The following is a 25,116-nucleotide window of genomic DNA, read 5'->3' on the forward strand; positions in this document are numbered from 1 at the left end:
GCCCAGCAGGCCGCGACCCTGGCCGAGCAGCTCGCCGGGAAGCTGGAGCCCGCCCGGATGCACCTGAACGCCGCCCGCCGGCGCGACGCCCTCGACGCCGACGCCGAACGGGCCTCGGGCGAACTGCTCACCGCCCGCGAGGAGTCGACCGCGGCCCGGGAGAGCTGGCTGGAGCTCAAGGAGACCCGGCTGCGCGGGATCGCCGCCGAACTCGCCTCGGCCCTGGTCGCGGGCGAGCCGTGCACGGTGTGCGGAGCCGAGGAGCACCCCGCGCCCGCCCGCCCGGCCCCCGGCCACGTCGACCGGGCCGCCGAGGACGCGGCGCACGCCCGCTTCGAGCGGGCCGAGGAGCGCAGGGCGGAGGTCGAGCGCAGGCTGGCCGCCGTCCGGCAGGCCCGCGCCGAGGCCGCTGCCGCCGCCGGGGACGCCACCACCGCCGAACTCCTGGAACTCACCTCCGAGCTGAGCTCCCGGCACGCCGAGGCCCACGCCGCGGCCGCCGGACTGCACACCGCCCGCGAGCGGCTCGACCGCGCCGAGAGGGAGCACGCCGTGCGCAGCTCCGACCGGCTGGAGGCGGAGGTCCGGGCCGGAGCGAGGGCTTCCCGCCGGGAGGCCCTCGACCAGGAACAGGCCTCGCTGGAGGCGGGGCTGGCCCTGGTCCGGGCGGACGCGCCCAGCGTCGCGGCCCGCGCCGGGGTGCTGGAGGACCGGGTCCGCATGGTCACCGCGGCCGCGGCCTCGCTGCGCCGGGCCGAGGCCACCGCCGCCCGGCTGAAGGAGGCCGACGACCAGCTGGCCGACGCCGCCTTCAAGGCCGGCTTCGACACCACTGAGGAAGCGGCCGACGCCGTGCTCCCGGAGTACGAACGCACCGCCCTCCAACACCGGATGGACGCCTGGCAGGCGGAGGAGGCCATGCTGGCCGACCGCCTCGGCGAGGGCGACACCGCCGCCGCGGCGGCCCTGCCCCCGGCCGCGCCGGAGGAGGCCGAGGCGTACGCGGCCCGGGCCGCCGCGAAGCTTCGTACCGCAGGATCGGCCGTGGACGCGGCCCGCGTGCGGTGCAAGGACCTCGACGGGCTCTCCCGCCAGGCCGAGCAGGAACTGCGCGCCCTGGGCCCGCTGCGCGAGGCCTACGAACGCGTGGCCCGGCTCGCCGGACTCACCGCGGGCACCTCCGCCGACAACGAGCGCAAGATGCGGCTGGAGGCGTACGTGCTCGCGGCCCGGCTGGAGCAGGTGGCCGCCGCCGCGACGGTACGGCTGCTGCGGATGTCGGGCGGCCGCTACACGCTGGTCCACTCCGACGCCCGGGCGAGCGGGCGCGGGCGGTCCGGGCTCGGGCTGCACGTGGTCGACGCCTGGACCGGCAGCGAGCGGGACACCGCCACCCTGTCCGGCGGCGAGACCTTCTTCGCCTCGCTGGCGCTGGCGCTGGGGCTGGCCGACGTGGTCACCGACGAGGCGGGCGGCATGCGCCTGGACACCCTCTTCATCGACGAGGGCTTCGGCAGCCTCGACGACCAGGCGCTGGACGAGGTGCTCGACGTACTGGACTCGCTGCGCGAACGCGACCGCAGCGTCGGCATCGTGAGCCACGTCGCCGACCTGCGGACCCGGGTGCAGGCCCAGCTGGAGATCGTCAAACAGCGCGGCGGCTCCGTGGTGCGCCACCGCGCGGTGGCCGGGACGGACTGAGCCCGGGGCGGTGCCCGGGGAGGGGCTGAGCCCGGGACCGTGCCCGGGCTCAGGCCCGCGGATCAGAGCTTCGACAGCTCGTCCACCAGGTCGTCGAGGCCCAGCGAGCCCTGCGACAGCGCCGCCATGTGCCACGCCTTCAGGTCGAAGGAGTCGCCGTGCGCGGCGCGCGCGTTGTCGCGGCCCAGCAGCCAGGCGCGCTCGCCCAGCTTGTAGCCGATGGCCTGGCCCGGCATCGACAGGTAGCGGGTCAGCTCGCTCTCGACGAAGTCCGCCGGGCGGCCGCTGTGCAGGCCGAAGAACTCCTGCGCCAGGTCCACCGTCCAGTGCTCGCCCGGGTGGAACGGGGAGTCCGCCGGGATCTCCAGACCCAGGTGCATGCCGATGTCCACGATGACCCGCGCGGCGCGCATCATCTGGCAGTCCAGGTAACCGAGCCGCTGCTCGGCGTCCTTGAGGTAGCCCAGCTCGTCCATCAGGCGCTCCGCGTACAGCGCCCAGCCCTCGGCGTTGGCGCTGACGAGGCCGACGCTGGCCTGGTAGCGGGAGAGCTGGTCCGCGACGTGCGTCCACTGCGCCAGCTGGAGGTGGTGGCCCGGAACGCCCTCGTGGTACCAGGTGGAGACCAGGTCGTAGACGGGGAAGCGGGTCTGGCCCATCGTCGGCAGCCAGGTGCGGCCCGGACGGGAGAAGTCCTCCGACGGGTTCGTGTAGTACGGGGCCGCGGCGCCGCCCGGAGGGGCGATCCGCGACTCCACCCGCTTGACCCGCTCGGCGAGCTCGAAGTGGGTGCCGTCGAGGTTCTCGATGGCCTCGTCCATCAGGCCCTGCAGCCAGGCCTGGACCTCGTCCACGCCCTCGATGTGGGTGCCGTGCTCGTCCAGGTGGCGCAGCGCCTCCCAGGGGCCCGCGCCCGGCAGGATCTTGGCCGCCTCTTCCTTCATCTCGGCGAGCAGCCGGTGGTACTCGGACCAGCCGTAGGCGTACGCCTCGTCCAGGTCCAGGTCGGTGCCGTTGAAGTAGCGCGACCAGCGGGCGTAGCGCTCGCGGCCCACCGGGTCGGGCTGTCCCTGGACGGCCGGGGCGTACACGTCGCGCATCCAGTCGCGCAGTTCCACGACGGCGCCGGTCGCGGCGGCGGCCGCCTCGTCGAGCTCGGCGCGCAGGGCCTCGGGGCCGCCCGCGGCGAACTCGGCGAAGAAGCCGCCGCTCGCGTCACCCTCGGCGCCGGCGTCCTCGCCGGCCCAGCCCGTGAGCTGCTCGACGAAGGTGGCGGTGGGGCGCGGGCTGCCGTACAGGCCGCGGTCCAGGCCGAGCGCGAGGCACTCGCGGTAGCCGGCGAAGGCGGCCGGGACGGCGCGCAGGCGCTCGGCGATGGCGGCCCAGTCCTCGTCCGTGTCGGCCGGGGTCAGCGTGAAGACCTCGCGGACGGCGTGCACGGGGGAGTGGATGTTGCTGACCGCGCGCAGTTCCTCGTCGGCTTCGTGGACCGCGAGTTCGGCGGTGAGCCGCTCGCGCAGCAGGCGGGCGCAGCGGCGCTCGACATCGCTGTCGGCGCCCGGCAGGCGCTCGGCGGCGTCGAGGAGGGCGAGGGTGGTACGGGAGAGTTCGGCTGCCGCGGCGCGGCCCGCCGGGGAGAGGTCCGGGAGCTTGCCGGAGCATTCGGCGACACCCAGGTAGGTGCCCGTGATCGGGTCGATGGCGATGAGCGCGTCGACGTAGGCGTCGGCGACCTGACGGGGCAGCCGAGCGGAACCGTTACTCGTGAGGATGTCTGACATGCGGACATCTTCTTACGCGGGAGGGGTCCGCGTCATCACCAAAGGGGCTCAGCCTGCTGACGTAGGGGGGTGCAGGGGGGCGCGGGCGTGCGGCAGGGCCGGGAGCGGGCGCACCGCTCGAACTGACGTAGGGCATGGCCGGCGTACGACAGTTCGGGCGGTGCCCGCTCACCGGCCCGCGGCCGGACCGGGGCTCAGCGCTGGTTACGGGGCTGCGAGCCCGGCAGGCCGTGGGTCTCGCGCGGGAGCTCGTACGGCAGCCGGGAGCTGACCGGGGTCGCGTCCAGCCGGGCCGTGATCACCAGCGTGCCCTCCTCGATCTGGTAGTCGAGGGGGAGGCCGAGACCGCGCATGGCGGCGACCATGCCGGTGTTCGAGGCCTGGGTGACGGCGTAGACGCTGTCGCATCCGGCCTCGACGGCCATCGCGATCAGCCGGCCCAGCAGCTCGGTACCGATGCCGCGGCGCTGCCAGTCGTCCTCGATGAGCAGGGCCACCTCGGTCTCGTCGCCGTCCCAGAGCAGGTGGCCCAGGGCGACGAGCTTGCCGGAGGCGGTGGTCGCGGCGAGGGTGCGGCCGAAGCGCGGGCTCAGCAGGTGGCCGAGGTAGCGGTCGGCGTCGGCGACGGGCCCGTGGTAGCGCAGGCCCAGGGTGCGCTCCGAGCAGCGGTCGTGCATCGCGCGGGCGGCGGCCAGGTCGGAGCCGTCGGCGCGGCGGACGGTGATCTCGTTGCCCTCGGGCAGGGTCAGTACGTCCTGGCTGCGCGGGACGCGCGGCCCGAGCCGGGCGTCGAGCTCGACGAGCGCCCGGGCGCGGGCGAACTCGGTCGGGGTGAACGGCAGGTAGGGCCGCTCGATGGTGATCGCACCGCCGGAGGGGTCGCGCAGCCGCATGACCGTGGCCTCGAGGACCCCCTCGACCGGCGCGTCGGCGCCGGCGTTGGGCCGGCCCGACAGGGTGGTCGCCGGGATGGAGTGGATGGTGCAGCGGCCGAGCAGCTGGCGCAGCGCGAGCGGCAGCTCGGCGGCGTCCAGTGCGGTGCGCGTGGCCAGGCCCAGGACGCGGGTCGGGGTGTCGACGAGGTCGTGGGCGTCGGCCCGCTCGATCCAGGTGCTGTGGCCGCCGGCGCCGGAGATGGCCCGGGTGATGTCGGCGGAGGCCAGCTGCTGCGGGGCGCGCAGCAGGAACTCGTCGACCGTGCCGCCCTCGGGGAGCGGGTGCGTCTGGAGGGTCAGGATGTCGACCCCGGCGCGGGCGAGGGCCGTGCAGATCGCGGCGAGGCTGCCGGGCTGGTCGCGCACGGTGGTCCGCATCCGCCACAGGGAGGTGGTGAGCGCGGTGTCCGCGGGCTGGGTGCCGTCCGTCGTTGCGGCCTCGGCCGCGCCCGGATGGGAGGGCCCGGTGTCCGTGGGCGGCGGCGCATGGCTGTGGCGCCGTGCCCACCAAGTGTGGAACGCCGCCGTCACCAGGAGCGCGACGGCCGAGGCGACGAGCAGGATCGGGCCGCGCGGACCGTGCACGACGAGATTGGCGATGCCGTCGGCCACGGCGACGGCGCAGAAGAGGGCGGCGAGCTCGACGACGTCCCGGCGCCAGTGGTGGCGGTGGGAACGCTGGGAGGAGGCAGGAATACGCTCAGTCATGCAGACCACTGTGACCCAGGGGTGTTGCGTGATCACGAACGATCTGTGACCGACTGGTTAAGGATCCATCTGGCCGATTTCGCCCTGTTTTCCGGCTGATTTCAGGTGGAGGGGTCAGAGGCGGTTTCGGGGTCACCCGCTACTGCCCCACCCGTCCGGGCTGGAGCGTCCGCGTGAACAGTACGCCGCCGCCCTGGCGCCGCAGCCGCACGGTGAGCTCACCGCCGTCCCCGTCGATCTCCACCTCGCCGTAGTACGGGGGGTTCTCGGACGGCGACATGTTGGCGAAGGGCGCGGACTGGACGTACTCCGTCTTCGGGCCGAAGGTGGCGTCGAGCCGCCCCGCCGGGAAGCCGCCCGCCCCGATCGGGCCGGAGACGAACTCCCAGAACGGCGCGAAGTCGGTGAAGGCGGCCCGCTCGGGCGCGTAGTGGTTCGCCGCCGTGTAGTGGACGTCGGCGGTGAGCCAGAGGGTGCCCGTGATGCGCTGGTGCTTGATGTGGCGCAGCAGTTCGACGATCTGCAGCTCGCGGCCGAGCGGGGCGCCGGGATCGCCCTGGGCGACGGCCTCGAAGTTCACCGGCCCGTCCGCCACGACGATGCCCAGCGGCATGTCGGCGGCGATGACCTTCCAGGTGGCCCGGGAACGCGACAGTTCGCGCTTGAGCCAGGCCAGCTGCTCGGCACCGAGGATGCCGATGGGGTCGTCGGTCCGGCGGCCGGGCGAGTTGGCGTTGCGGTGGGTGCGCATGTCGAGGACGAACACGTCGAGCAGCGGGCCGTAGCGCATCACCCGGTACATCCGGCCCTCGGCGCGGCCGCCGCGCAGGTCGGTGACGGGGAAGTATTCGCCGAAGGCCTGGCGGGCCCGGCGGGCGAGGGTGTCGACGTCCTTCACGGTGTAGCGGGGGTCCTCGAGGATCTGCCCGGGGTACCAGTTGTTGCGGACCTCGTGGTCGTCCCACTGGGCGAGGACCGGGACCTGGGCGTTGAACTCGCGCAGGTTGCGGTCGAGGAGGTTGTAGCGGAAATTGCCCCGGTACTCGGCCAGGGTCTCGGCGACCTTCGCCTTCTCCTCGGTCGTGACGTTGTTCCAGAGGGTGCCGTCGCGCAGCGGGACGGAGGCCTGGATCGGCCCGTCGGCGTAGATGGTGTCCCCGCTGAAGAGGAAGAAGTCCGGGTCGCGCAGCCGCATTTCGTCGAAGACGCGGTAGCCGCCGAGGTCCGGGTTGATGCCCCAGCCCTGACCGGCGAGGTCCCCGGACCACAGGAAGCGCACGTCGCGGCGGCGGGAGACGGGGGTGGTGCGGAAGGTGCCGCACACCGGCTCGCCCGTGCGGCGCGGGTCGTCGGGGTCGGCGAGGACGACCCGGTAGTGGACCTGCCGGCCCGGCGGGAGCTCGCGCAGGGTGGTGGTCCCGGTGAAATCGGTGCCGGGACCGAGCAGTGGGCCGCGGTGGCGGCGCACCGCGTAGCGGAACGACTCGCTCGGGGAGGTCTCGACGTACATCCGCGCGGGCCGGTCGGAGCGCGTCCAGACGGTGGCCGAGTGGGCGGTGATCTCGCCGGACTGGACGCCCCAGAGGGCGCCCGGGCGGCCCGAGCGGACGAAGGCGGGGGCGGCCGCCGCATGCGCCGGGGTGGTGAGGGCGCCCGAGAGGGCGCTGGACAGGGCGAAGCCCACCGGAACGGCGAGCGATCCGCCGAGCAGGGAGCGTCGGGTGTGCGGCAGGGGTGCCATCGGTGCGTCTCCAGAGGCCGGCGGGGACGGGCCGGACCAGTGTGCCGCCGTACACCGGCCGCACACCGGACCGCCCGCGTCGCGCACGCGAACCATGCGTGAACACTCGTGCGCGCCCCTTGAGCGTCCGTCAGCGGATCACCGTGCCAGGCGAGTCGTGTCCTGGATGACGCGGGCGACGAGCGCCGGGTCGTCGTGCATCGGGACGTGTCCGCAGCCGGGGAGCCGTACCAGGCGTGCGCCGGGGATGGTGTGCTTGGCGCGGACGCCCTGGCGGCGCAGGAGCAGCCGGTCGCGGCTGCCCCAGGCGATGGTGACCGGCAGGCCGGGCACGTCCTCGGTGAACCGTACGGAACCGCCCGCGGTCAGGGTCGCCTCGAAACCGGTGGCGTCGCGCAGCGCGAGGGTCTCGGCGACGACGGCGTCGGGGGAGCGGCGGCCCGGGTGCGCGTAGATGGTGCTGGTGAGCGCCGTACGGCCGGCGGCGCTGCGGGAGAGGCGCTCCACGGCGGAGCGGGGCAGCGCGCTCGCTCCGACGCGCATCGCGCGGAGCGCGGCGAAGGCGTAGCGGCGTTCGCCCTCGGTCCAGAAGCCGGCCGGGGAGAGGGCGGTGACCGAGCGGACCAGCCCGACCCGGCCCATCTCGAGGGCGAGCAGCCCGCCGAGTGAGTTGCCGGCCACGTGCGGGCGCTCGATCCCGAGCGCGGCGCAGAGCGCGCCGAGCGCCGGGGCGACGGTGCCGAGATCGTACGGAACCCCGTGCGGCAGGGGCTCCGAGACGCCGAAGCCGGGCAGGTCGACGGCGATCACGTCGTGCTCGGCGGCCAGCACGTCGGACACCGGGTGCCAGGCCTGGAGGTGGTGGCCGATGCCGTGGAGCAGGAGGAGGGGCTCGCCCGCGCCCTTGCGCTCGTAGGCGGCGGTGGCGGTGCGGGGGCCCAGCGGCGTATCGATCGTGAAGGAGACCGTGGCGGTCATGCTGCTCCTCGTCGGGGTCGGGCGGCACGTGTGAGACAGGTTGTCAGTAGTCTCGCCCGCCATCGTTACCGTCCGGTAGCCCCTGGCGACAAGACTTCATCTTTCCCGCGGCCCGCGAACATCCCGTGAACGGGTTGCTACATATGCCCGATCTGCCCGACAAAGGGGCGAGCATTGGTCTTGACCAAGGGGTGGCGCCGTCCTATCGTCGCAGGGATAGTGCAGGAACCTTTAATAAACAAAGGCGCGGAACTGCCGCTGGAACACGGCGATTGCGGCGATTGCAGGAGGAGTCAGGGTGGGGACCACGCAGCTCGAATCGGTGCCGGAGCCGAAGTACTGGCACCTCAAGACCGTCCTCAGTGAGGCGCTCGACCAGGACTTCGCCGTGGGCGAGGTCCTGCCGAACGAGCGTGAGCTCGCCGCCCGCTTCGGCGTGGCCCGCGCGACCCTGCGCCAGGCCCTGGAGCAGCTGGAACTCGAAGGCCGCCTGCAGCGCCGGCGCGGAGTCGGCACCACCGTCGCCCCGCCGCGCGTGGGCGTCGCCGTCGGCAGCGCGTCGCAGCACGGCTGGCCCGGCGAGAGCACCGACGGCTGGGAGCCCGTGGACGCGGCGGAGGCCGCGCCGAGCGCCGCCGTCCTGAAGCTGCTCGGCACCGCCGCCGGCGAGATCGTCCTCGCGGTGCGCCGGACCCGCGTCGAGCAGGGGCAGGCCGTCGCCGCCGAGCTGCTGTACGTGCCGGCCGCCTCGGTGCCCGGCCTCTCCGCGATCGACGCCCCGGCCGGTCCGGCGCGCGCCCGGGCCGTCATGCGCGAGCTGCAGCGGCTTCCCCTCGACGGGCAGGACCGCTCGGTGGAGCTCGGCTCGGCCCGCGCCGACGACGCGAAGGAACTGGACCGCCTGCCCGGCGCCCCGGTCCTCCTGGTCACCACCCGCTACTTCACGGTGCAGGGCACGGCGGCCGTCTCGGTGGCCACCTACCGTGCGGACACCTGCCGCCTCACTTTCGGCGACTCGGGCGACGTCCAGATAACGCACGACGCGCGCGTCGCATCCTGATCCGCTGATCCGCTGATCCGCTGATCCGCTGGTCCATTGATCCGCTGACCCCGGGCCGTCGCACAGCGGCGGCCCGTTCGGCGTTGGCGGGGGCGGTGTCGCCGGGTCGGTGGTCCGCCGGGCCGGCGGCGGGCCGGGTCACCGGTGTGACGGGGTCCCCGGCGGCCGGCGCCGGTGCCGGGTCGGCACCGAACGCGCAGCGCCCCGCGGGGGATCAGCGGCGGCGGGTCGTGACCGTCTTCTCCACGGCGAACAGTTCTTCCTCCACGTGGTCCAGCGCCAGTCGCAGCGCTCCCGTGGCCACCGCCGCCTCGCCCAGCAGGGACAGTGCCACGCGCGGCGGGCGCAGGCAGTACCGCTCCAGTTCCCGCCGCAGGGGGTCCAGTACCCCGTCCATCCCGGCGGCCCAGCCGCCCACCACGACCAGCTCCGGATCCATCGCCAGGACCAGCGCGGCCACGTCGTGGACCAGCCGCTGGATGAACCGCTCCACCGCGGCCACCGCCCGCTCGTCTCCCCGCTTGGCCATCGCGAAGACCTCCGCCACGGCCCGCTCGTCCAGCGGGTGCAGCGGTTCGCCGGTGGTCGACAGCAGCTTCTCGGGCGTGACCTCGCGCCCCAGCAGGTGCAGCGCGCCGATCTCGCCGGCCGCCCCGCCGAAGCCGCGGTGCAGGCGGCCGCCGATCAGGGAGCCCGCGCCGGGGCTGAGCCCGGCCATCACGAAGACCATGTCGTCGGTGTCCGTCGCGGCGCCCTTCCAGTGCTCGGCGACCGCCGCGGCATTGGCGTCGTTCTCCACCTGGACCGGGCAGCGGAAGGAGCGTCGCAGCCGTTCGCCCAGCGGCAGCCCGGTCCAGCCGGGCAGGGCCGTGCCGAGCCGGACGGTGCCGTCCGCCTCGACGATGCCGGGGCTGCCCACGCCGACCGCCCGCAGGGAGTCCCTGGGTACCCCGGCCTTGCGCAGCAGGTCGGCCACCGCGCTGCGGACCCGGTCCAGCCGTTCGTCTGCGGACGCCGTCTCGGCGACGTCCTTGGTGCCGGCGCCGATGACCCGTCCGTCCAGCCCGGACAGCAGCACCGCGATCCGGTGCGAGCCGATCTCCACGCCGAGCAGGTGCCCGGCCTCGGTGCGGAACCTGAACCGTCTCGCGGGCCGCCCCTGACGTCGAGCGCCCTCCTCCGCACCGGCCTCGACGACGAGCCCGGTGCCGATGAGCCCCTCGACCACGCCCTCGACGGTCGGCCGGGAAAGCCCGGTCACCCGAGTGAGGTCGGTGAGGGTCGGCGATTCGGCCGCGCGCAGTGCACGCAGCACCACGGCGGAGTTGATCCGCCGGAGCAGAGAGGGGTCCCCGCCGGTCAGCTGCCCCAACGTGTGTCCTCCCAGCTAGCGAGCTTGTCAGCCGGATCGTACTGCGGACCCGGGGCAACGGCGAGAAGCAGCCCCCCATCGGCCGGAACCCGCCCTTCCCCTACTGCGTGCCACCGACGGTCACGCAGGGGCGACGAACCCCGACTCGTAGGCGGTGATCACGGCCTGGGTCCGGTCCCGAGCGCCCAGCTTTCCCAGGACCGCGCTCACGTGCGTCTTGACCGTCTCGGTCCCGACGATCAGCTCGCGGGCGATCTCGATGTTGGTCAGGCCCTTCGCCATCAGCCGCAGGACGGCCTCCTCGCGCTCGGTCAGGGCGGCCCGGTCCAGAACCTTGCGGGCCTGCCGGTTCCCGTACTCGGCCGCGAGCGCCCGTACCGCCGCGGGGAACAGCAGGGTCTCGCCCTCCGCCACCAGCCGGACCGCGTGCACGATCTCCGACGGGCGCGCCCGCTTCAGCAGGAACCCGTCCGCCCCGGCCCGCAGCGCCTGGTAGACGTACTCGTCGTTCTCGAAGGTGGTGACCACGAGGATCTTCGGCGGCGAGTCCACCGTCCGCAGGACGGCCTTCGTCGCCTCGATCCCGTCGAGCAGCGGCATCCGGACGTCCATCGCCACCACGTCCGGGCGCAGTTGCCGCACGAGGGGGACCACCGAGGCGCCGTCGGCGGCCTCACCGACCACCTCGATGTCGGGCTGGGCGTCCAGGACGGCGCGCAGACCCGCGCGCACCAGGGGTTCGTCGTCGACGAGCAGAACGGTAACCGGCATCCGGTCAGCGTATTCGTTCCAGCGGAAGCCGCGCGCGCACCCGCCAACCCCCCTTGTGCAGACCGGTCTCGACGTTCCCGCCGAGCAGCGCGGCCCGCTCCCGCATTCCGCGCAGTCCGCTCCCGCTGCCGGCCATGACGGTCGGCCGCTCCGGCACCGGATTGGTCACCTCCAGGTCCAGCCGGTCGGCGACCACGGCGATCCTCACCCGCACCGGTACGGGGCCGCAGTGCCGCAGCACGTTGGTGAGCGCCTCCTGGAGGATGCGGTACCCCTCCTGGGTGACGGGCCCCGGCAACTGCTCCAGGGGGCCGACCAGTTCCGCGTCGACTTCCGAGCCGGAGGCCCGCGCGGATTCGAGGAGCCGGTCCGCCTCCGCCAGCGTCGGCCGCTGGGAGGGCCGTTGACCGGACTCGCGCAGGACCAGCAGGACCCGCTCCAGGTCCTCCAGCGCCGCCCTGCCCGTCTCCTCGATCGCGCTCAGCGCGCGGTCGGTGAACTCCGGGTCGCCGGCCGCCCGCGCGGCCCCCGCCTGGACCACGGCCACGGTCAGCGCGTGGCCGATCGAATCGTGCAGCTCCCGTGCGATGCGGGTCCGTTCCAGCAGCTGCTCGGTACGCGCCTCCAGGGCGGTGAGCCGCTCGGCGGCCGAAGGGCCGAGCAGGCGACGGGCGATGACGGTGACCAGATCGCCGAGCAGGACCACGATGACGATCAGCAGCACCAGGGGCACCGGAGCCAGCAGCCAAGCCGCCCAGGACGGAAGGTCGAAGGGCAGGAAGCTGTCCTCGATGTGCGTGCCCCCGATCGCGAAGCTGATCAGATCGACCGTCAGGACGGGCAGCTTCACGCTGGCGGCGACGGTGACCGTCGCGAGGACGAGCCGTGTCTCCAGCCACAACAGGGTCCGCCAGCGGTCACTCCACTTCTTTGACGCCACGGTGCTGAAGCCCGCGCCCTCGACGTCGCCCCGGTCGTGCGGAGTCAGCAGGAACTGGGCCTGGAGCCCTTCGGCCAGCCGCATCCAGGGCAGCAGCCCCAGCGGTATGACGAGGAGCAGTGGCATCCACGGAGCCTCGGGCCCTATGAACATCCACACGGCCAGCATGAGCATGGGCACACACAGGTGCACCCAGCGTGAGTAGGTCACGGGTCGTAGAGCGGCGCGGATCAGACGGTGCATCCCCTCATCGTGGCAGCTCACGGCGGGGTGGCGGCTCCCCCACGTGGGGGAGGCGAAACCCTCGCTCGGGGGAGGAGGAGGGGTGGGGGCGACGGCGAACCTTGAGGCATGAACAGCATCGAGATCCGAGAACTGACCAAGGAGTTCGGCCGCACCCGGGCCGTGGACCACCTCACCTTCGATGTCCTGCCCGGCCGCGTCACCGGGTTCCTGGGACCCAACGGCGCCGGCAAGTCCACCACGATGAGGCTGCTGCTGGGGCTGGACCGGATCACCTCCGGAACGGCCACCATCGGGGGCCGCCGGTTCGCCGAGCTGTCCGACCCCCTCCACCACGTGGGAGCCCTGCTCGACGCGCAGTCGGCGCACGGCGGCCGCACGGCCAGGGACCACCTCCGCCTCCTCGCGGCGGCCGGACGTCTCCCGAAGAGCCGGGTGGAAGCGGTCCTGGAGCAGGCGGGGATCGCCGCCGCGGCCAAGCGGCGGATCAAGACCTTCTCACTGGGCATGCGTCAGCGCCTGGGCATAGCGGCGGCGCTGCTCGGAGACCCCGGTGTGCTGCTGCTCGACGAGCCGACCAACGGGCTCGACCCCGAGGGCATCATCTGGATCCGCGAGCTCATGCGCTCCCTGGCCGCCGAGGGGCGCACGGTCCTCGTCTCCAGCCACCTGATGACCGAGACCGCCGCCCTCGCCGACCACCTGGTCGTACTCGGGCAGGGCAGGCTGCTGGCCGACATGTCGATGGAGGACTTCATCGACGCCCGCAGCACCCCGAGGGTCCGGCTGCGCACCAGCGACCCGGTCCGGCTGGGATCGGTCCTCGCCCGCGAGGGCCTGGAGCTGGTCACCGCCGAGGGCGGGCGGTGGACGGTCGAGGGCATACGGGCCGAGCAGCTCGGCGCCGTGGCCGCCCGTGAAGGCATTCCGATGCTGGAACTGGTGGACGAGCGGGCCTCGCTGGAGCAGGCCTATCTCGATCTGACCGCCGAACACGCCCAGTTCGCCGCCACCCGCTGACGTGAACCCCTTCAAGGAGGCTTCGCCATGAGCACCGCTCTGCCCACCGTCCCCGTCCTGCACTCGGAATGGATCAAGATACGGTCCCTGCGCGGTACCTTCGGGGCGCTGATAGCCGTCCTCGTCGCCACCGCCGGGATACAGACCCTGACGGCCGCGCTGATCGGGGACGGGGAGCCCGGCAGCTTGGGGAGCGATCCGCTCCTCGCGGCCTTCTACGGAGTCAACTTCGGGCAGATCGCCGCCTTCGCGTTCGGCGCGACGGCGCTGTCCTCCGAATTCCACAACGGTGCCCTGCGCACGTCGTTGACCGCGGTGCCGAGCCGTGCGCGGCTCTACCTGTCGAAGATGGCGGTGGTCGGCGGACTGGCCTTCCTGGCCGGCCAGCTCGCCGCCCTGGCCGCCTTCGCCGGCGGGCAGGCGTTCATGGGGCCCAACGCGCTGGAGCTGGGCAGCACGGGTACCTACCGTGGGGTCTTCGGGTGCGGCCTGTACCTCACGCTGATGGCCCTGCTGGCCGCCGGACTGACCGCGGTGCTGCGCAGTGCGACGGCCGTACTGAGCCTGCTCATACCCTTCGTGCTGATGGTGTCGTTCGTGCTCGGCGAGGCCTCCGAGGGCATAGCCCGGTTCCTGCCGGACCGGGCGGGCCAGATGGTGATGCGGCTGGAGTCGTCGGCCGGCCTCGGCCCGTGGACCGGTCTCGGGGTACTGGCCCTGTGGGCGCTGGCCGCGGTGGCCGGCGGATGGCTGGCGATGCGGCGCCGGGACGCCTGACGCCGTGCCGAGCCGGCCGGGGCGGCCGGGCGGTGGTCAGGACTCGGCGATGAGCGCGGGGAGTGCGCGCATGTCGTGGAAGACGACGGTGCCGGGGCCTTCGAGCTGATCGGCGCGGGTCAGCCCGCCGGCGTAGCCGAAGGCCCGCATGCCGGCGGCGCGGGCCGCCTCGACGCCGGGCCTGCTGTCCTCGACGACCGCACAGGCGGCGGGGTCGACGCCCATCCGCCGGGCGGCGTGCAGGAACAGGTCCGGGGCGGGTTTTCCGCGGGAGACCTCCGTGGCGCTGTGAATGCGGCCCTCGAAGCGTTCGTAGAGGCCGGTGCGGCCGAGGGTGTGGCGCATCTTCTCGTGCGAGCCGCTGGAGGCGACACAGGTGGGCAGAGCGAGCGCGTCGAGCGCCTCGGGAAGCCCGTCGACGGGGGACAGCCCGGTGTCCACCGCCTCCCGGTGGAGCTCTTCGAACCGCTCCCACCAGAGGGTGGCCGTCTCCGCGCCGAGCCGTGCGGTGATCTGCTCGCGGATGGAGTCACCGGACCGCCCGATGAACCGGTCGACGACCTCGTCCTCGGTCAGCGGCCACCCGAACTCCGCTCCCAGGCCGACCTGGACACGGACGGCGATCCGTTCGCTGTCGACCAGAACCCCGTCGCAGTCGAATATCACGAGTTCAATCGGCTTGATCATCCAGGGAGCATAGAGGGCTCCATGATCACGCGGTAGCAGCCGCCCGCACCGCGAGGGGAAGGCCGGCCGGCCGCAGTGACTCCGCCAGTGCTGTGAGGAAGATCCCCGCTGTTGCAGCCTGATCTACCGTGCAGCCCGCAACGCCGCCGCGATCTGGACGACATCCAGGTCCACGACGACCTCCTCACCGGCCCACACGCCGTGCGAGGAGATCGCCAGGCCGATGAAAGCCAGCTCGGCAGCATCGTCACGCAGTTCGTACTCTTCGCGGCTCTCCTCGCCGATCCCGCCCAGTTCCTCGCGATCCCAGGCAGCGACTGCCGACTCGGCCACGGCCCGAGGCAACCGCACGCTGATCTGACCGATCTGGGGATCGAGATGAGCCCCGATCGTTGCCAGCACGGTCCGATCCTGCTGATACCTCACATACTGCTCGCGATCTTCCACGGGCCGAGGGTACTCAGGCCCGACCGAGCCACCGACACCCGAGCCGGTGAACGTATGCGGTCACAGCCCTAGGTCCGCTCCAGAAGCGTTCCGAGTCCGTCCATGACGGCGAGACCGATGGCGAGGAGGATCGCGCAGGTGAGGAGCAGGAGTCAGCCGGCGATGAGGCTCACGGAGTCACCCGTGAGGCGGTGTTGCGGCGGGCCGTGATCAGGCCCGCGGATATCAGGAGGGCCAGGACGAACAGGGTCGCGGCCGTGACGAAGGGCCAGACGGGCCACCCGGGGGCGACGTAGCCCGCCTCGTACGGGGTGGCGGCGCAGGCCGTGGTCGAGTCGCACACGATGTGCTTGCCCGCCCGTGCGATCAGGCCCCACAGGAACCCGTAGGCGGAGAACGCCAGCGCGCCGAAGGCCATGAAGGCGGGTGCGGCGTACCACGCGCCGTGCGGGCTGCGCCGGGGCGCCGGCGGACCGTACGGATGCGCGGGCGGCACCACATGGGCCGGGTGCGTGGGACGCATCGGGGGCCTCCGTCGGGGAATCGAGGTCGGGACGGGTACATCCTCGCCGGTCGACGGCCCGGCGGTATGAGTGCGGATACTCAGATGGCCGGGTGGTTCCGGGGCGGTCGCGGGACGACGGCCTACGCGGATTCGGCGGCCGCGCGGAGGCGGGCGTACTCGTGGGCCATGGATTCGGCGGTCCAGTGGGCGTTGAGGCCGCTGGGGTTGGGCAGCGCCCAGATGCGCGTGTCTCCGATGGTGCGGTCCTGCGGACCGATCTGCGCCTTCCGCTCGCCGAACGCGGTGCGGTAGGCGGTGACTCCGACCACGGCCAGCCACTGGGGGCGCAGGAGTTCGACCTTGGCGGTCAGGATGCGGCCGCCCTCGCGGAACTCCTCGGCGCTCAGCTCGTCGGCGCGGGCCGTGGCGCGGGCCACGACGTTCGTGATGCCGAGGAGGTAGGTCAGCAGCTCCTCCTGCTCCGAGGGAGCCAGGCGGTGCGGGGTGAAGCCCGACAGGTGCAGGACGGGCCAGAAGCGGTTGCCCGGGCGGGCGAAGTGGTGGCCCGTCGCGGCGGACAGGAGGCCCGGGTTGATCCCGCAGAAGAGCACGCGAAGACCGCCCGCGACCACGTCCGGGAGGACGCGGTCGCGGGCGGCGTTCAGTTCCTCGGGGGTCAGAGGATCGACCCGGGGGTGTAGGCCGCGGCCTGCGGGTGCTCCTTGGTGATCTCCTCGATGCGCGAGACCACCACGGCGACCTGGTCGCCCGCGGCGCCGGTGAAGGACAGCTTGTCGGCCATCAGGGCGTCGAGCTGTGCCCGGTCCAGCGGCATCCGCTCGTCGGCGGCCAGCTTGTCGAGCAGCTCGTTGCGCTCGGCGCCCTGCTCGCGCATGGCCAGGGCGGAGGCCACCGCGTGCTCCTTGATGACCTCGTGGGCGGCCTCGCGGCCCACCCCGGCCCGCACGGCGCCCATGAGGACCTTGGTGGTGGCCAGGAAGGGGAGGTAGCGGTCCAGCTCGCGGGCCACGACGGCCGGGAAGGCGCCGAACTCGTCGAGAACCGTCAGGAAGGTCTCCATCAGGCCGTCGAGGGCGAAGAACGCGTCGGGCAGGGCGACCCGGCGGACCACGGAGCAGGAGACGTCGCCCTCGTTCCACTGGTCGCCGGCCAGCTCGCCGGTCATCGACGCGTAGCCGCGCAGGATGACCATGAGGCCGTTCACGCGCTCGCAGGAGCGGGTGTTCATCTTGTGGGGCATCGCGGAGGAGCCGACCTGGCCGGGCTTGAAGCCCTCGGTGACCAGCTCGTGGCCGGCCATCAGGCGGATCGTCTTGGCGACCGAGGACGGGGCGGCGGCCAGCTGCACCAGGGCGGTGACCACGTCGTAGTCGAGCGAGCGCGGGTAGACCTGGCCGACCGAGGTGAAGGCCTGGCCGAAGCCGAGGTGGGCGGCGATCCGCTGCTCGAGGTCGGCGAGCTTCGAGGCGTCGCCGCCCAGCAGGTCGAGCATGTCCTGGGCGGTGCCCACCGGGCCCTTGATGCCGCGCAGCGGGTAGCGGGCGAGGAGGTTCTCCAGGCGGTCGTAGGCGACCAGCAGCTCGTCGGCCGCGGTGGCGAAGCGCTTGCCCAGGGTCGTCGCCTGCGCGGCGACGTTGTGGGAGCGGCCGGCCATGACCAGCTCGGCGTGCTCGCCGGCCAGCTTGCCCAGGCGGGCGAGGACGGCGACCGTGCGGTCGCGGGCCAGCTCCAGCGAGAGCCGGATCTGGAGCTGCTCGACGTTCTCGGTGAGGTCGCGGGAGGTCATGCCCTTGTGGACGTGCTCGTGGCCGGCGAGGGCGTTGAACTCCTCGATGCGGGCCTTCACGTCGTGCCGGGTGACCTTCTCGCGCTCCGAGATGGAGGCGAGGTCGACGGTTTCCAGGACGCGCTCGTAGTCGGCGAGGGCCTCGTCCGGGACCTCGATACCGAGGTCCTTCTGGGCGCGGAGCACGGCGAGCCACAGCCGCCGCTCCAGCGTCACCTTGTACTCGGGGGACCACAGGACGGCGAGCTCCGCGGAGGCGTAGCGGCCGGCCAGGACATTGGGGATGCGGGGCTTGGCAGTCACGTGGAGGGATTCTACTTGGGCCGCCGCTGTGCGTTTACGCAGGTAGGGGCCCCACCCGGGATTGTGGCTTGCTACGAGAGTCCGCGAGGGGAACCCGGCCGGGAAGCGCCGGGGGCCCGCGGGCCCTGCGGGCTACGGGAGCCGCTCGCCCGCCGGAGCCCCGTACGGCAGCAGCTCCGGGCGCTTGGCCGGGCGGCCGTCCCCGCTGGAGCGGCCCGTCAGGCGGCGGCCGACCCACGGGAGCAGGTGGCGTCGCGCGAAGCTGAGGTCCTGTGCGCGGCGCGCGGCCCAGCCCGGCGGGACGGCCGCGGGCAGAGCGGCGCGCCAGTCCTCCTCGGGCGGCAGCCCCAGCGCCTGCCAGACGGCCTCCGCGACCCTGCGGTGGCCCTCGGGCGTCAGGTGCAGCCGGTCCACGTCCCACATCCGGGGATCGCCGAGCACGGAGGCCCCGTACAGGTCCACCACGACGGCGCCGTGCCGCGCGGCGAGTTCCTCGACGATGGCGAAGACCTCCTCCATGCGCGGGCGGAAACGATCCATCACCGGCCCGTCACGGCCCGGGGAGCGCATCAGGACCAGCGTTCCGCAGGAGGGCGCCAGCAGGCCGACGGCCTCCTCCAGGTGCCCGCGGACCCGTCCCATGTCGACCTTGGGCCGCAGCGCGTCGTTCAGCCCGCCGACCAGGGTCACCACGTCGGCGCCCATCGCGGCGGCCGCCGGGGCCTGCTCCTCGGCGATCTGCCCGATGAGCTTGCCGCGGACCGCGAGGTTCGCGTAGCGGAAGCCGGGCTCGCGCGCGGCCAGCCGGTCGGCCAGCAGATCGGCCCAGCCCCGGTAGGAGCCGTCGGGGAGCAGGTCCGACATGCCCTCGGTGAAGGAGTCGCCGACCGCGACGAAACTGGTGTAAGAGGCATTCATCTCCATGGCGGGAGCGATGCTACCGCCTGGTACCCCTGTCCCGCAGTCGGGACAGGGGTACCAGGCGACGGCCGGCGGCTACGCCGAGGCCGGCCTGCCGAACAGCTCGCGCAGGACGTCCTCCATCGTGACCAGGCCCGTCATGGCGCCGTCGGGCCCGAGGACCGCCGCCAGGTGCGTCCGGCTGCGCCGCATCGCGGTCAGCACGTCGTCCAGCGGGGTCTCCGCCCGCACCTGGGCGATCGGCCGCAGCGCGGAGACCGGGAACGGCTCGTCCCGCTCGGCCACGTCCAGGGCGTCCTTGACGTGCAGGTATCCCAGGATCCGGTGCTGTGCGTCGATCATCGGGAAACGGGAGTACCCCGACTGCGCCGACAGCTGCTCCAGCCCGGTCGGGGTGATGCCCTCACGGGCCGAGATCACCCGGTCCGCCGGCAGCACCACATCGGTCACCGGCCGCCGCCCCAGCTCCAGGGCGTCGTGCAGCCGCTCGCTCGCCCGGTCGTCGATGAGCCCCGCGTCACTGGAGTCCTTGACGATGCGGGCCAGCCCGGCCTCCGAGAAGGTCGCCGCGACCTCGTCCTTGACCTCCACCCGCAGCAGGCGCAGCAGGGTGTTGGCGAAGGCGTTGATCGCGAAGATCACCGGCTTCAGCGCCCGGGTCAGGGCCACCAGCGGCGGGCCCAGCAGCAGCGCGGTCCGTACCGGCTCGGCCAGCGCCACGTTCTTCGGGACCATCTCGCCGAAGAGCATGTGCAGGTAGGTGGCCAGCGCCAGCGCCACGACGAAGGAGATCGCGTGCGTCAGCCCGGCCGGTACCCCGAGGAGGTCGAACAAGGGGGTCAGCAGGTGCGCGATGGCCGGTTCGGCCACCACGCCCAGGACCAGGGTGCACAGCGTGATGCCCAGCTGGGCCGCCGCCATCAGCGCCGACACGTGCTCCAGGCCCCACAGCACGGACCGCGCCCTGCGGTCGCCCTGCTCGGCGTACGGTTCGATCTGGCTGCGCCGGACCGAGATCAGAGCGAACTCCGCGCCGACGAAGAAGGCGTTGACGACCAGGGTCGCCAGGCCGATCAGCAACTGGACGGCGGTCATCGGGTCCCCTCCGCACCGTGGTCACCGCTGGGCTCGACCGGCACGTGCAACAGCACCCGCGCGGCCCTGCGCCCGCTCGCGTCCACCACGTCCAGGCGCCAGCCGTCCAGCTCCAGGCTGTCGCCCACCACCGGGATCCGCCCCAGTTCGGTCGCTATCAGTCCGGCCAGGGTCTCGTACGGGCCGTCCGGCACGCGCAGTCCGATCCGCTGGAGCTGGTCGGTGCGCGCCGAGCCGTCCGCGGAGTACAGCGCGCGCCCGGAGGCGTCCTCCCCGGCGCCGGCCAGGTCGGGGGTCTCGTGCGGGTCGTGTTCGTCGCGGACCTCGCCGACGACCTCCTCCACGATGTCCTCCAGCGTGGCCACACCGGCCGTGCCGCCGTACTCGTCGATGACGACGGCCATCGTCTGCTTGCCGGACAGCCGGTCCAGCAGCCGGTCCACGGTCAGCGACTCCGGTACGAGGAGGGGTTCGCGCAGCAGCTGCGACACCGGGTGGCGGTGGCGCTCCTCGGCGGGCAGCGCCAGTACGTCCTTGATGTGGACGGTGCCGACGACGGTGTCGAGGCTGCCCCGGTAGACGGGGAAGCGGGAGAGGCCGGTGGCGAGCGTCGCGTTGGCCACGTCCTCGGCGGTGGTCTGCACGTCGAGGGCGGTGACCTGGACGCGCGGTGTCATGACGTTCTCCGCGGTCAGGTCGGCCAGGTTCAGGGTCCGCACGAACAGCTCGGCGGTGTCCTTCTCCAGGGCGCCCGCCTTCGCGGAGTGCCGGGCCAGGGCCACCAGCTCCTGCGGGGTGCGCGCCGAGGCGAGCTCCTCGGCGGGTTCCATGCCGAACCGGCGGACCATGTGGTTCGCCGTGGTGTTCAGATGGCTGATCAGGGGCCTGAAGGCGCGGCTGAAGACCCGCTGCGCGGTGGCCACGCGCTTGGCGACGGCCAGCGGCGAGGAGATCGCCCAGTTCTTGGGCACCAGCTCGCCGACGACCATCAGGACGACGGTCGACAGCACGGTGCCGAGGACCAGCGCGGTCGAGGACGCGGCGCCGGCGGACAGGCCCATGGCCTCGAAGGGGCCCTGGAGCAGGGCGGCGATCGAGGGCTTGGAGATCATGCCGATGACCAGGCCGGTCACGGTGATGCCCAGCTGGGCGCCGGAGAGCTGGAAGGTCAGGCTGCGGACGGCGGCCATGGCGCTGTCGGCGCCGCGCTCGCCCCGCTCGACGGCCCGTTCCAGTTCGCTGCGCTCGATGGTGGTCAGCGAGAACTCGGCCGCGACGAAGAGTCCGCAGGCAAGGCAGAGCAGCAGCGCCACGACGAGCAGGAGCACTTCGGTCATCGGTCGTTCACCTCCGTCCCATGATCGGCCAGGAGGAGGGGTGCCGCGCGGTGTCGGGCACGGGGATCACGGGGACTGGGAGGCTCGCCCATGGGCGGACGCTCACACCTTTCGATCGGGAGGAACATGTGCCTCCATGGTAAAGGAAGGGCAAAGCGATCGGATTATTCTTTTGATGGTCCCTGTTCGGCCGTGATGGGATCCGCATATGAATGATCTTTGCATCGAGCCCGCCTCGGCGTCCGACCTCGCCGCCGTCCTCGACTTCTGGAAGTCCGCTGCCGAGGGCGCGAGTATCAGCGACGACCTCGACGGCGTCGAGCGCCTCCACGCGCGCGACCCGCAGGCCCTGTTGCTCGCCCGCCGCGACGGCGAACTGGTGGGGACGGTCATCGCCGGGTTCGACGGCTGGCGCTGCCACCTGTACCGGCTCGCGGTGCACCCGGACCGGCGCCGGCAGGGGATCGGATCGGCCCTGCTGGCCGCCGCCGAGGAGCGGTTCGTGGCGCTCGGCGGGCGGCGGGCCGACGCGATGGTGCTCGACCGGAACGAGCGCGGGCGGCGGGCGTGGGAGGCCGGCGGCTATCACCCCGAGGATCACTGGACCCGCTGGGTCAAGCCGCTGAACGGGTGATCCGACAGGCGGGGCGGGGCAGGGCGGGGCCGCCGAGGCCGCCCCGCCCGCTTCCTCGTCTACGCCGGCCAGTCGGCCAGGAAGGACTCGGCCGACCAGGTGCCCGCCAGGGCCGGGGCCAGCCAGGAGGGGGCCGCGGCGCGGAAGGCGGCCGGGTCCCACGAGGCCGCGCCCGAGGGGACCGCGCCCAGGAGGGGCAGGGCGGAGACCGAGGGGAGGTCCGCCAGGTTGCACCGGGCCGCCAGGCCGGGGTCGGCGGGCCAGCTGCCGATCACCACGCCGAGCGCGTCGAGCTCCCGGGCCCGGAGGGCTTCCGCGGTCAGGGCCGTGGAGTTCAGCGCGCCCAGACCCGCCGGGGCCACGATCAGCGTCGGGGCGCCGAGGAGCCGGGCCGCGTCGGCCAGGGTGTGGCCGGCCTCGTCGAAGCGGACCAGGAGACCGCCCGCGCCCTCGACCAGGACCAGGTCGTGGGTGAGGGAGAGACGCTCCGCGGCTTCCGCGATCCGCGCCGGGGAGAGCGTGGCCAGGCCGGAGCGGCGGGCCGCCGTGTCGGGGGCCAACGGCTCGGGGTAGCGGGCCAGTTCCACCGCCGTGACGGCGGAGCCGGCCAGCCGGACGGCCTCGGCCGCATCCCCGGGCTCCTGCGGACCGACGCCCGTCTGGGCGGGTTTGAGCACGGCCACCGAGCGGCCCGCGGCGAGCGCCGCCGCCGCGACGGCCGAGGTGACGACCGTCTTGCCGATCTCCGTGCCCGTGCCCGAGATCACCAGTACCGAGGACTCGGGCACGTCAGCCCTCCTTCGCGGCCGCGACGACGGCCCGGCAGATGCGGGCCACGTCGGCGTCGCCCGTGACGAACGGCGGCATCGTGTAGATCAGGTCCCGGAACGGGCGCAGCCAGACGCCCTCCCGGACCGCGGCCCGGGTGGCGCTCGACATGTCGACTTGGTGATCCAGCTGGATCACGCCGATCGCGCCGAGGACGCGCACGTCCTTGACCCCGGGCAGGGCGGCCGCCGGGGCGAGCCCTTCGAGGAGCCCCGCCTCGATGCGCTTGACCTCCAGCTCCCAGTCCTGGCCGAGGAGCAGGTCGATGGAGGCCAGGGCGACCGCCGTGGCGAGCGGGTTGCCCATGAAGGTCGGCCCGTGGGCCAGGACCGGGACTTCGCCCTGGGAGATGCCGTCCGCCACGCGCTCCGTGCAGAGGGTGGCGGAGAGGGTGAGGTAGCCGCCGGTCAGCGATTTGCCCAGGCACATCACGTCCGGGGTGATCCCCGCGTGGTCCGCCGCGAACAGGGTGCCCGTGCGGCCGAAGCCCGTGGCGATCTCGTCCAGGATCAGCAGGACCCCGAACTCGTCGCACAGCTCGCGCAGGACGCGCAGGTAGCCCGGGTTGTGGAAGCGCATGCCCCCGGCGCCCTGGACCACCGGCTCCACGATGACCGCCGCCAGCTCGTCCGCGTGCGCCTCGACGAGGGAGCGCAGGTGGGCGACGTACGCGGGGTCGACCGGGGTGGAGAACCCGCTCGGCGGGGCGTCGGCGAAGAGCTGGCGGGGCAGGACGCCCGACCACAGCTCGTGCATGCCGCCCTCGGGGTCGCAGACGGCCATCGGCTGCCAGGTGTCCCCGTGGTAGCCGCCGCGCCAGGTGAGCAGGCGGGTCTTCCCGGGCCGGCCCACCGAACGCCAGTACTGGAGGCACATCTTCACCGCGACCTCGACCGAGACCGAGCCCGAGTCGGCGAGGAAGACGTGCTCCAGGCCGGCCGGGGTGATCTCGACGAGCTTCGCGGCGAGCCGGACGGCGGGCTCGTGGGTGAGCCCGCCGAACATCACGTGCGCCATGCGGCCGAGCTGGCCGGTCACCGCCTCGTTCAGGACGGGGTGGTTGTAGCCGTGGATCGCCGACCACCAGGAGGACATGCCGTCGACGAGCTCGTTCCGGCCCTCGGAGGGTTCGGCGAGCCGCAGCCGGACCCCCGAGGCGGAGGCGACGACCAGCGGCTCCTGGCGCCCGGGCATCGGCCCGTAGGGGTGCCAGACGTGCTGCCGGTCCAGCGCGAGCAGTTCGGCGGCCGGCAGCGCGTCGGGCTTGTGGTGCTGGTCAGGCATTGGGGGCGAGGTCCGTTCCCGCTCCGCGACGGCGTACCGCCACCAGGTCGGGCCGGACCTCGCCCGCCTCCGCCTGGACCGGTACGGGGGCCTCGTGCCCGGCGTGACCCGAGCAGCCGCCGCACGCCGAACCGCAGCCGGCCTCCTCCGCCGTGGCGGAGGAGCCGCAGACGGAGGCGCCGGAGCCCTGGGAGCCGCAGCCCCCGCCGGCCGCCGCGACCTCGGAGCGGTGCGCGGGCAGGGTCGTCGTACCGGCGCCCTCCACCTCGAAGCCGGCGTCCGCGATCATGTCGAGGTCGGCCTGTCCGGCCTGGCCCTCGCTGGTCAGGTAGTCGCCCAGGAAGATGGAGTTCGCGATGTGCAGCGCCAGCGGCTGCATGGTGCGCAGGTGCACCTCGCGGCCGCCCGCGATCCGGACCTCGACGTCGGGGCAGACGAAGCGGACCATCGCGAGGATGCGCAGGGCCCGCTGCGGGGTGAGGTTCCACTCCTTGGCGAGCGGGGTGCCCTCGAAGGGGATCAGGAAGTTGACCGGCACCGAGTCGCTGTCGAGCTCGCGCAGCGCGTAGACGACGTCGACCAGGTCCTCGTCGCTCTCGCCCATTCCCGCGATCAGCCCGGAGCAGGCCGACAGGCCCGCGGCGTGGGCCTTCTGCACCGTGTCGACCCGGTCCGCGTAGGTGTGGGTCTTGGTGATGGCGCCGTACGTGGCCTCGGAGGTGTTGAGGTTGTGGTTGTAGGCGTCCGCGCCCGCGTCCTTCAGCCGCTCCGCCTGGCCGTCCGACAGCAGACCGAGGCAGGCGCACACCTCGACGCCCTCGTTCTGCTCCTTGATGGCCTCGATGGTCTTGCCGACGCGGTCCACGTCACGGTCCGTCGGACCGCGCCCGCTCGCCACCAGGCAGACGCGCTTCGCGCCGCCGGCCACGCCCGCGGCCGCCGCCTGGGAGGCCTCCTCGGGCTTCAGCCAGGTGTACTTGAGGATCTCGGCCTTCGACCCCAGCCGCTGGGAGCAGTACGAGCAGTCCTCGGGACAGAGCCCGGATTTCAGGTTGACCAGGTAGTTCAGCTTGACCCGGCGCCCGAACCACTGGCGGCGCACCTTGCCGGCCGCGGCCACCACGTCGAGCAGTTCGTCGTCCGAGGTCGCCAGCACGGCGAGTGCCTCTTCGCGGGTCGGCAGCTCGCGCCGCAGCCCCTTGTCCACGAGGGTGTTCAGCAGGTCCATGACGCCGATCCTG

At 73.2% G+C, this 25,116-nt stretch carries 23 protein-coding genes; 5 read left to right on the forward strand and 18 right to left on the reverse strand.

Features of this window, described 5'->3' with window-relative positions; translation table 11 throughout:
* A partial coding sequence (locus ACWGDE_RS07735; protein WP_453388088.1) for an SbcC/MukB-like Walker B domain-containing protein occupies positions 1-1,701 on the forward strand: 1,701 nt, incomplete at its 5' end.
* Positions 1,702-1,763: 62 nt separating this feature from the next.
* On the opposite strand, the gene ACWGDE_RS07740 is transcribed toward ACWGDE_RS07735, so the two are convergent.
* The 4 genes from ACWGDE_RS07740 to ACWGDE_RS07755 form a co-directional block, all read right to left on the reverse strand.
* A complete protein-coding gene (locus ACWGDE_RS07740; protein ID WP_453388089.1) occupies positions 1,764-3,482 on the reverse strand; it encodes a DUF885 domain-containing protein in 1,719 nt (572 codons plus the stop codon).
* 194 nt (positions 3,483-3,676) lie between these two features.
* Positions 3,677-5,125, reverse strand: coding sequence for a GNAT family N-acetyltransferase (locus tag ACWGDE_RS07745; protein ID WP_453388090.1), 1,449 nt, complete (start codon positions 5,123-5,125; stop codon positions 3,677-3,679).
* Between the two features lie 139 nt (positions 5,126-5,264).
* Positions 5,265-6,866: an alkaline phosphatase D family protein gene (locus ACWGDE_RS07750; protein WP_453388091.1), complete on the reverse strand. Its 1,602-nt coding sequence runs from the start codon at positions 6,864-6,866 to the stop codon at positions 5,265-5,267.
* Positions 6,867-7,004: 138 nt separating this feature from the next.
* Complete coding sequence (locus tag ACWGDE_RS07755) at positions 7,005-7,844, reverse strand: alpha/beta fold hydrolase (RefSeq protein WP_453388092.1); 840 nt, start codon at positions 7,842-7,844, stop codon at positions 7,005-7,007.
* A gap of 298 nt (positions 7,845-8,142) precedes the next feature.
* Between ACWGDE_RS07755 and ACWGDE_RS07760 the strand changes: the two genes are divergently transcribed.
* The gene (locus ACWGDE_RS07760; RefSeq protein WP_453388093.1) at positions 8,143-8,904 is read left to right on the forward strand and encodes a GntR family transcriptional regulator; all 762 of its coding nucleotides are present in this window, start codon (positions 8,143-8,145) and stop codon (positions 8,902-8,904) included.
* A 214-nt stretch (positions 8,905-9,118) separates the two neighbouring features.
* On the opposite strand, the gene ACWGDE_RS07765 is transcribed toward ACWGDE_RS07760, so the two are convergent.
* The 3 genes from ACWGDE_RS07765 to ACWGDE_RS07775 all read right to left on the reverse strand — a co-directional run bounded on the left by ACWGDE_RS07765 (position 9,119) and on the right by ACWGDE_RS07775 (position 12,230).
* Positions 9,119-10,276 (reverse strand): ROK family transcriptional regulator, encoded by a 1,158-nt coding sequence (locus tag ACWGDE_RS07765; RefSeq protein ID WP_453388094.1) that lies wholly within the window; start codon positions 10,274-10,276, stop codon positions 9,119-9,121.
* 120 nt (positions 10,277-10,396) lie between these two features.
* Positions 10,397-11,047, reverse strand: a complete 651-nt coding sequence (locus ACWGDE_RS07770) for a response regulator (RefSeq protein WP_453388095.1) — start codon at positions 11,045-11,047, stop codon at positions 10,397-10,399.
* 4 nt (positions 11,048-11,051) lie between these two features.
* Positions 11,052-12,230, reverse strand: coding sequence for a sensor histidine kinase (locus ACWGDE_RS07775; protein WP_453388096.1), 1,179 nt, complete (start codon positions 12,228-12,230; stop codon positions 11,052-11,054).
* Positions 12,231-12,338: 108 nt separating this feature from the next.
* Here ACWGDE_RS07775 and ACWGDE_RS07780 point away from each other — a divergent pair, with 108 nt between their 5' ends.
* Complete coding sequence (locus ACWGDE_RS07780; protein WP_453388097.1) at positions 12,339-13,250, forward strand: ATP-binding cassette domain-containing protein; 912 nt, start codon at positions 12,339-12,341, stop codon at positions 13,248-13,250.
* 27 nt (positions 13,251-13,277) lie between these two features.
* Positions 13,278-14,027 (forward strand): ABC transporter permease subunit, encoded by a 750-nt coding sequence (locus ACWGDE_RS07785; protein WP_453388098.1) that lies wholly within the window; start codon positions 13,278-13,280, stop codon positions 14,025-14,027.
* Positions 14,028-14,063: 36 nt separating this feature from the next.
* Here the strand turns inward: ACWGDE_RS07785 and ACWGDE_RS07790 are convergent, their stop codons facing one another.
* The 8 genes from ACWGDE_RS07790 to ACWGDE_RS07825 form a co-directional block, all read right to left on the reverse strand.
* Positions 14,064-14,714 carry an HAD family hydrolase gene (locus ACWGDE_RS07790; protein ID WP_453388099.1) on the reverse strand — a complete coding sequence of 217 codons (651 nt, stop codon included), beginning with the start codon at positions 14,712-14,714 and terminating at the stop codon, positions 14,064-14,066.
* 123 nt (positions 14,715-14,837) lie between these two features.
* Positions 14,838-15,161 (reverse strand): hypothetical protein, encoded by a 324-nt coding sequence (locus ACWGDE_RS07795; RefSeq protein WP_453388100.1) that lies wholly within the window; start codon positions 15,159-15,161, stop codon positions 14,838-14,840.
* 169 nt (positions 15,162-15,330) lie between these two features.
* Positions 15,331-15,684: a hypothetical protein gene (locus tag ACWGDE_RS07800; RefSeq protein ID WP_453388101.1), complete on the reverse strand. Its 354-nt coding sequence runs from the start codon at positions 15,682-15,684 to the stop codon at positions 15,331-15,333.
* A gap of 122 nt (positions 15,685-15,806) precedes the next feature.
* Entirely contained in the window at positions 15,807-16,346 is a 540-nt protein-coding gene (gene mug, locus ACWGDE_RS07805) for a G/U mismatch-specific DNA glycosylase (RefSeq protein ID WP_453388129.1), read from the reverse strand.
* Entirely contained in the window at positions 16,343-17,776 is a 1,434-nt protein-coding gene (gene purB / locus ACWGDE_RS07810) for an adenylosuccinate lyase (RefSeq protein WP_453388102.1), read from the reverse strand. Before purB ends, mug begins: the two co-directional genes overlap by 4 nt.
* A 132-nt stretch (positions 17,777-17,908) precedes the next feature.
* Positions 17,909-18,700, reverse strand: a complete 792-nt coding sequence (locus ACWGDE_RS07815; protein ID WP_453388103.1) for an SGNH/GDSL hydrolase family protein — start codon at positions 18,698-18,700, stop codon at positions 17,909-17,911.
* A 72-nt stretch (positions 18,701-18,772) separates the two neighbouring features.
* Positions 18,773-19,792, reverse strand: coding sequence for a hemolysin family protein (locus ACWGDE_RS07820; RefSeq protein WP_453388104.1), 1,020 nt, complete (start codon positions 19,790-19,792; stop codon positions 18,773-18,775).
* Positions 19,789-21,129, reverse strand: coding sequence for a hemolysin family protein (locus ACWGDE_RS07825; RefSeq protein ID WP_453388105.1), 1,341 nt, complete (start codon positions 21,127-21,129; stop codon positions 19,789-19,791). The genes ACWGDE_RS07820 and ACWGDE_RS07825 overlap by 4 nt, the downstream gene beginning before the upstream one ends.
* A 208-nt stretch (positions 21,130-21,337) precedes the next feature.
* Between ACWGDE_RS07825 and ACWGDE_RS07830 the strand changes: the two genes are divergently transcribed.
* Positions 21,338-21,763: a GNAT family N-acetyltransferase gene (locus tag ACWGDE_RS07830; protein ID WP_453388106.1), complete on the forward strand. Its 426-nt coding sequence runs from the start codon at positions 21,338-21,340 to the stop codon at positions 21,761-21,763.
* Positions 21,764-21,822: 59 nt separating this feature from the next.
* Here the strand turns inward: ACWGDE_RS07830 and bioD are convergent, their stop codons facing one another.
* The 3 genes from bioD to bioB are packed head-to-tail and all read right to left on the reverse strand — an operon-like array spanning position 21,823 to position 25,103.
* On the reverse strand, positions 21,823-22,551 hold the full coding sequence (gene bioD / locus ACWGDE_RS07835) for a dethiobiotin synthase (RefSeq protein WP_453388107.1): 729 nt from the start codon (positions 22,549-22,551) through the stop codon (positions 21,823-21,825).
* A 1-nt stretch (position 22,552) separates the two neighbouring features.
* On the reverse strand, positions 22,553-23,875 hold the full coding sequence (locus tag ACWGDE_RS07840) for an adenosylmethionine--8-amino-7-oxononanoate transaminase (protein WP_453388108.1): 1,323 nt from the start codon (positions 23,873-23,875) through the stop codon (positions 22,553-22,555).
* Entirely contained in the window at positions 23,868-25,103 is a 1,236-nt protein-coding gene (gene bioB, locus ACWGDE_RS07845; protein WP_453388130.1) for a biotin synthase BioB, read from the reverse strand. Before bioB ends, ACWGDE_RS07840 begins: the two co-directional genes overlap by 8 nt.
* Between the last annotated feature and the right edge of the window lie 13 nt (positions 25,104-25,116).

This window comes from Streptomyces sp. NPDC054956 (assembly GCF_053609185.1).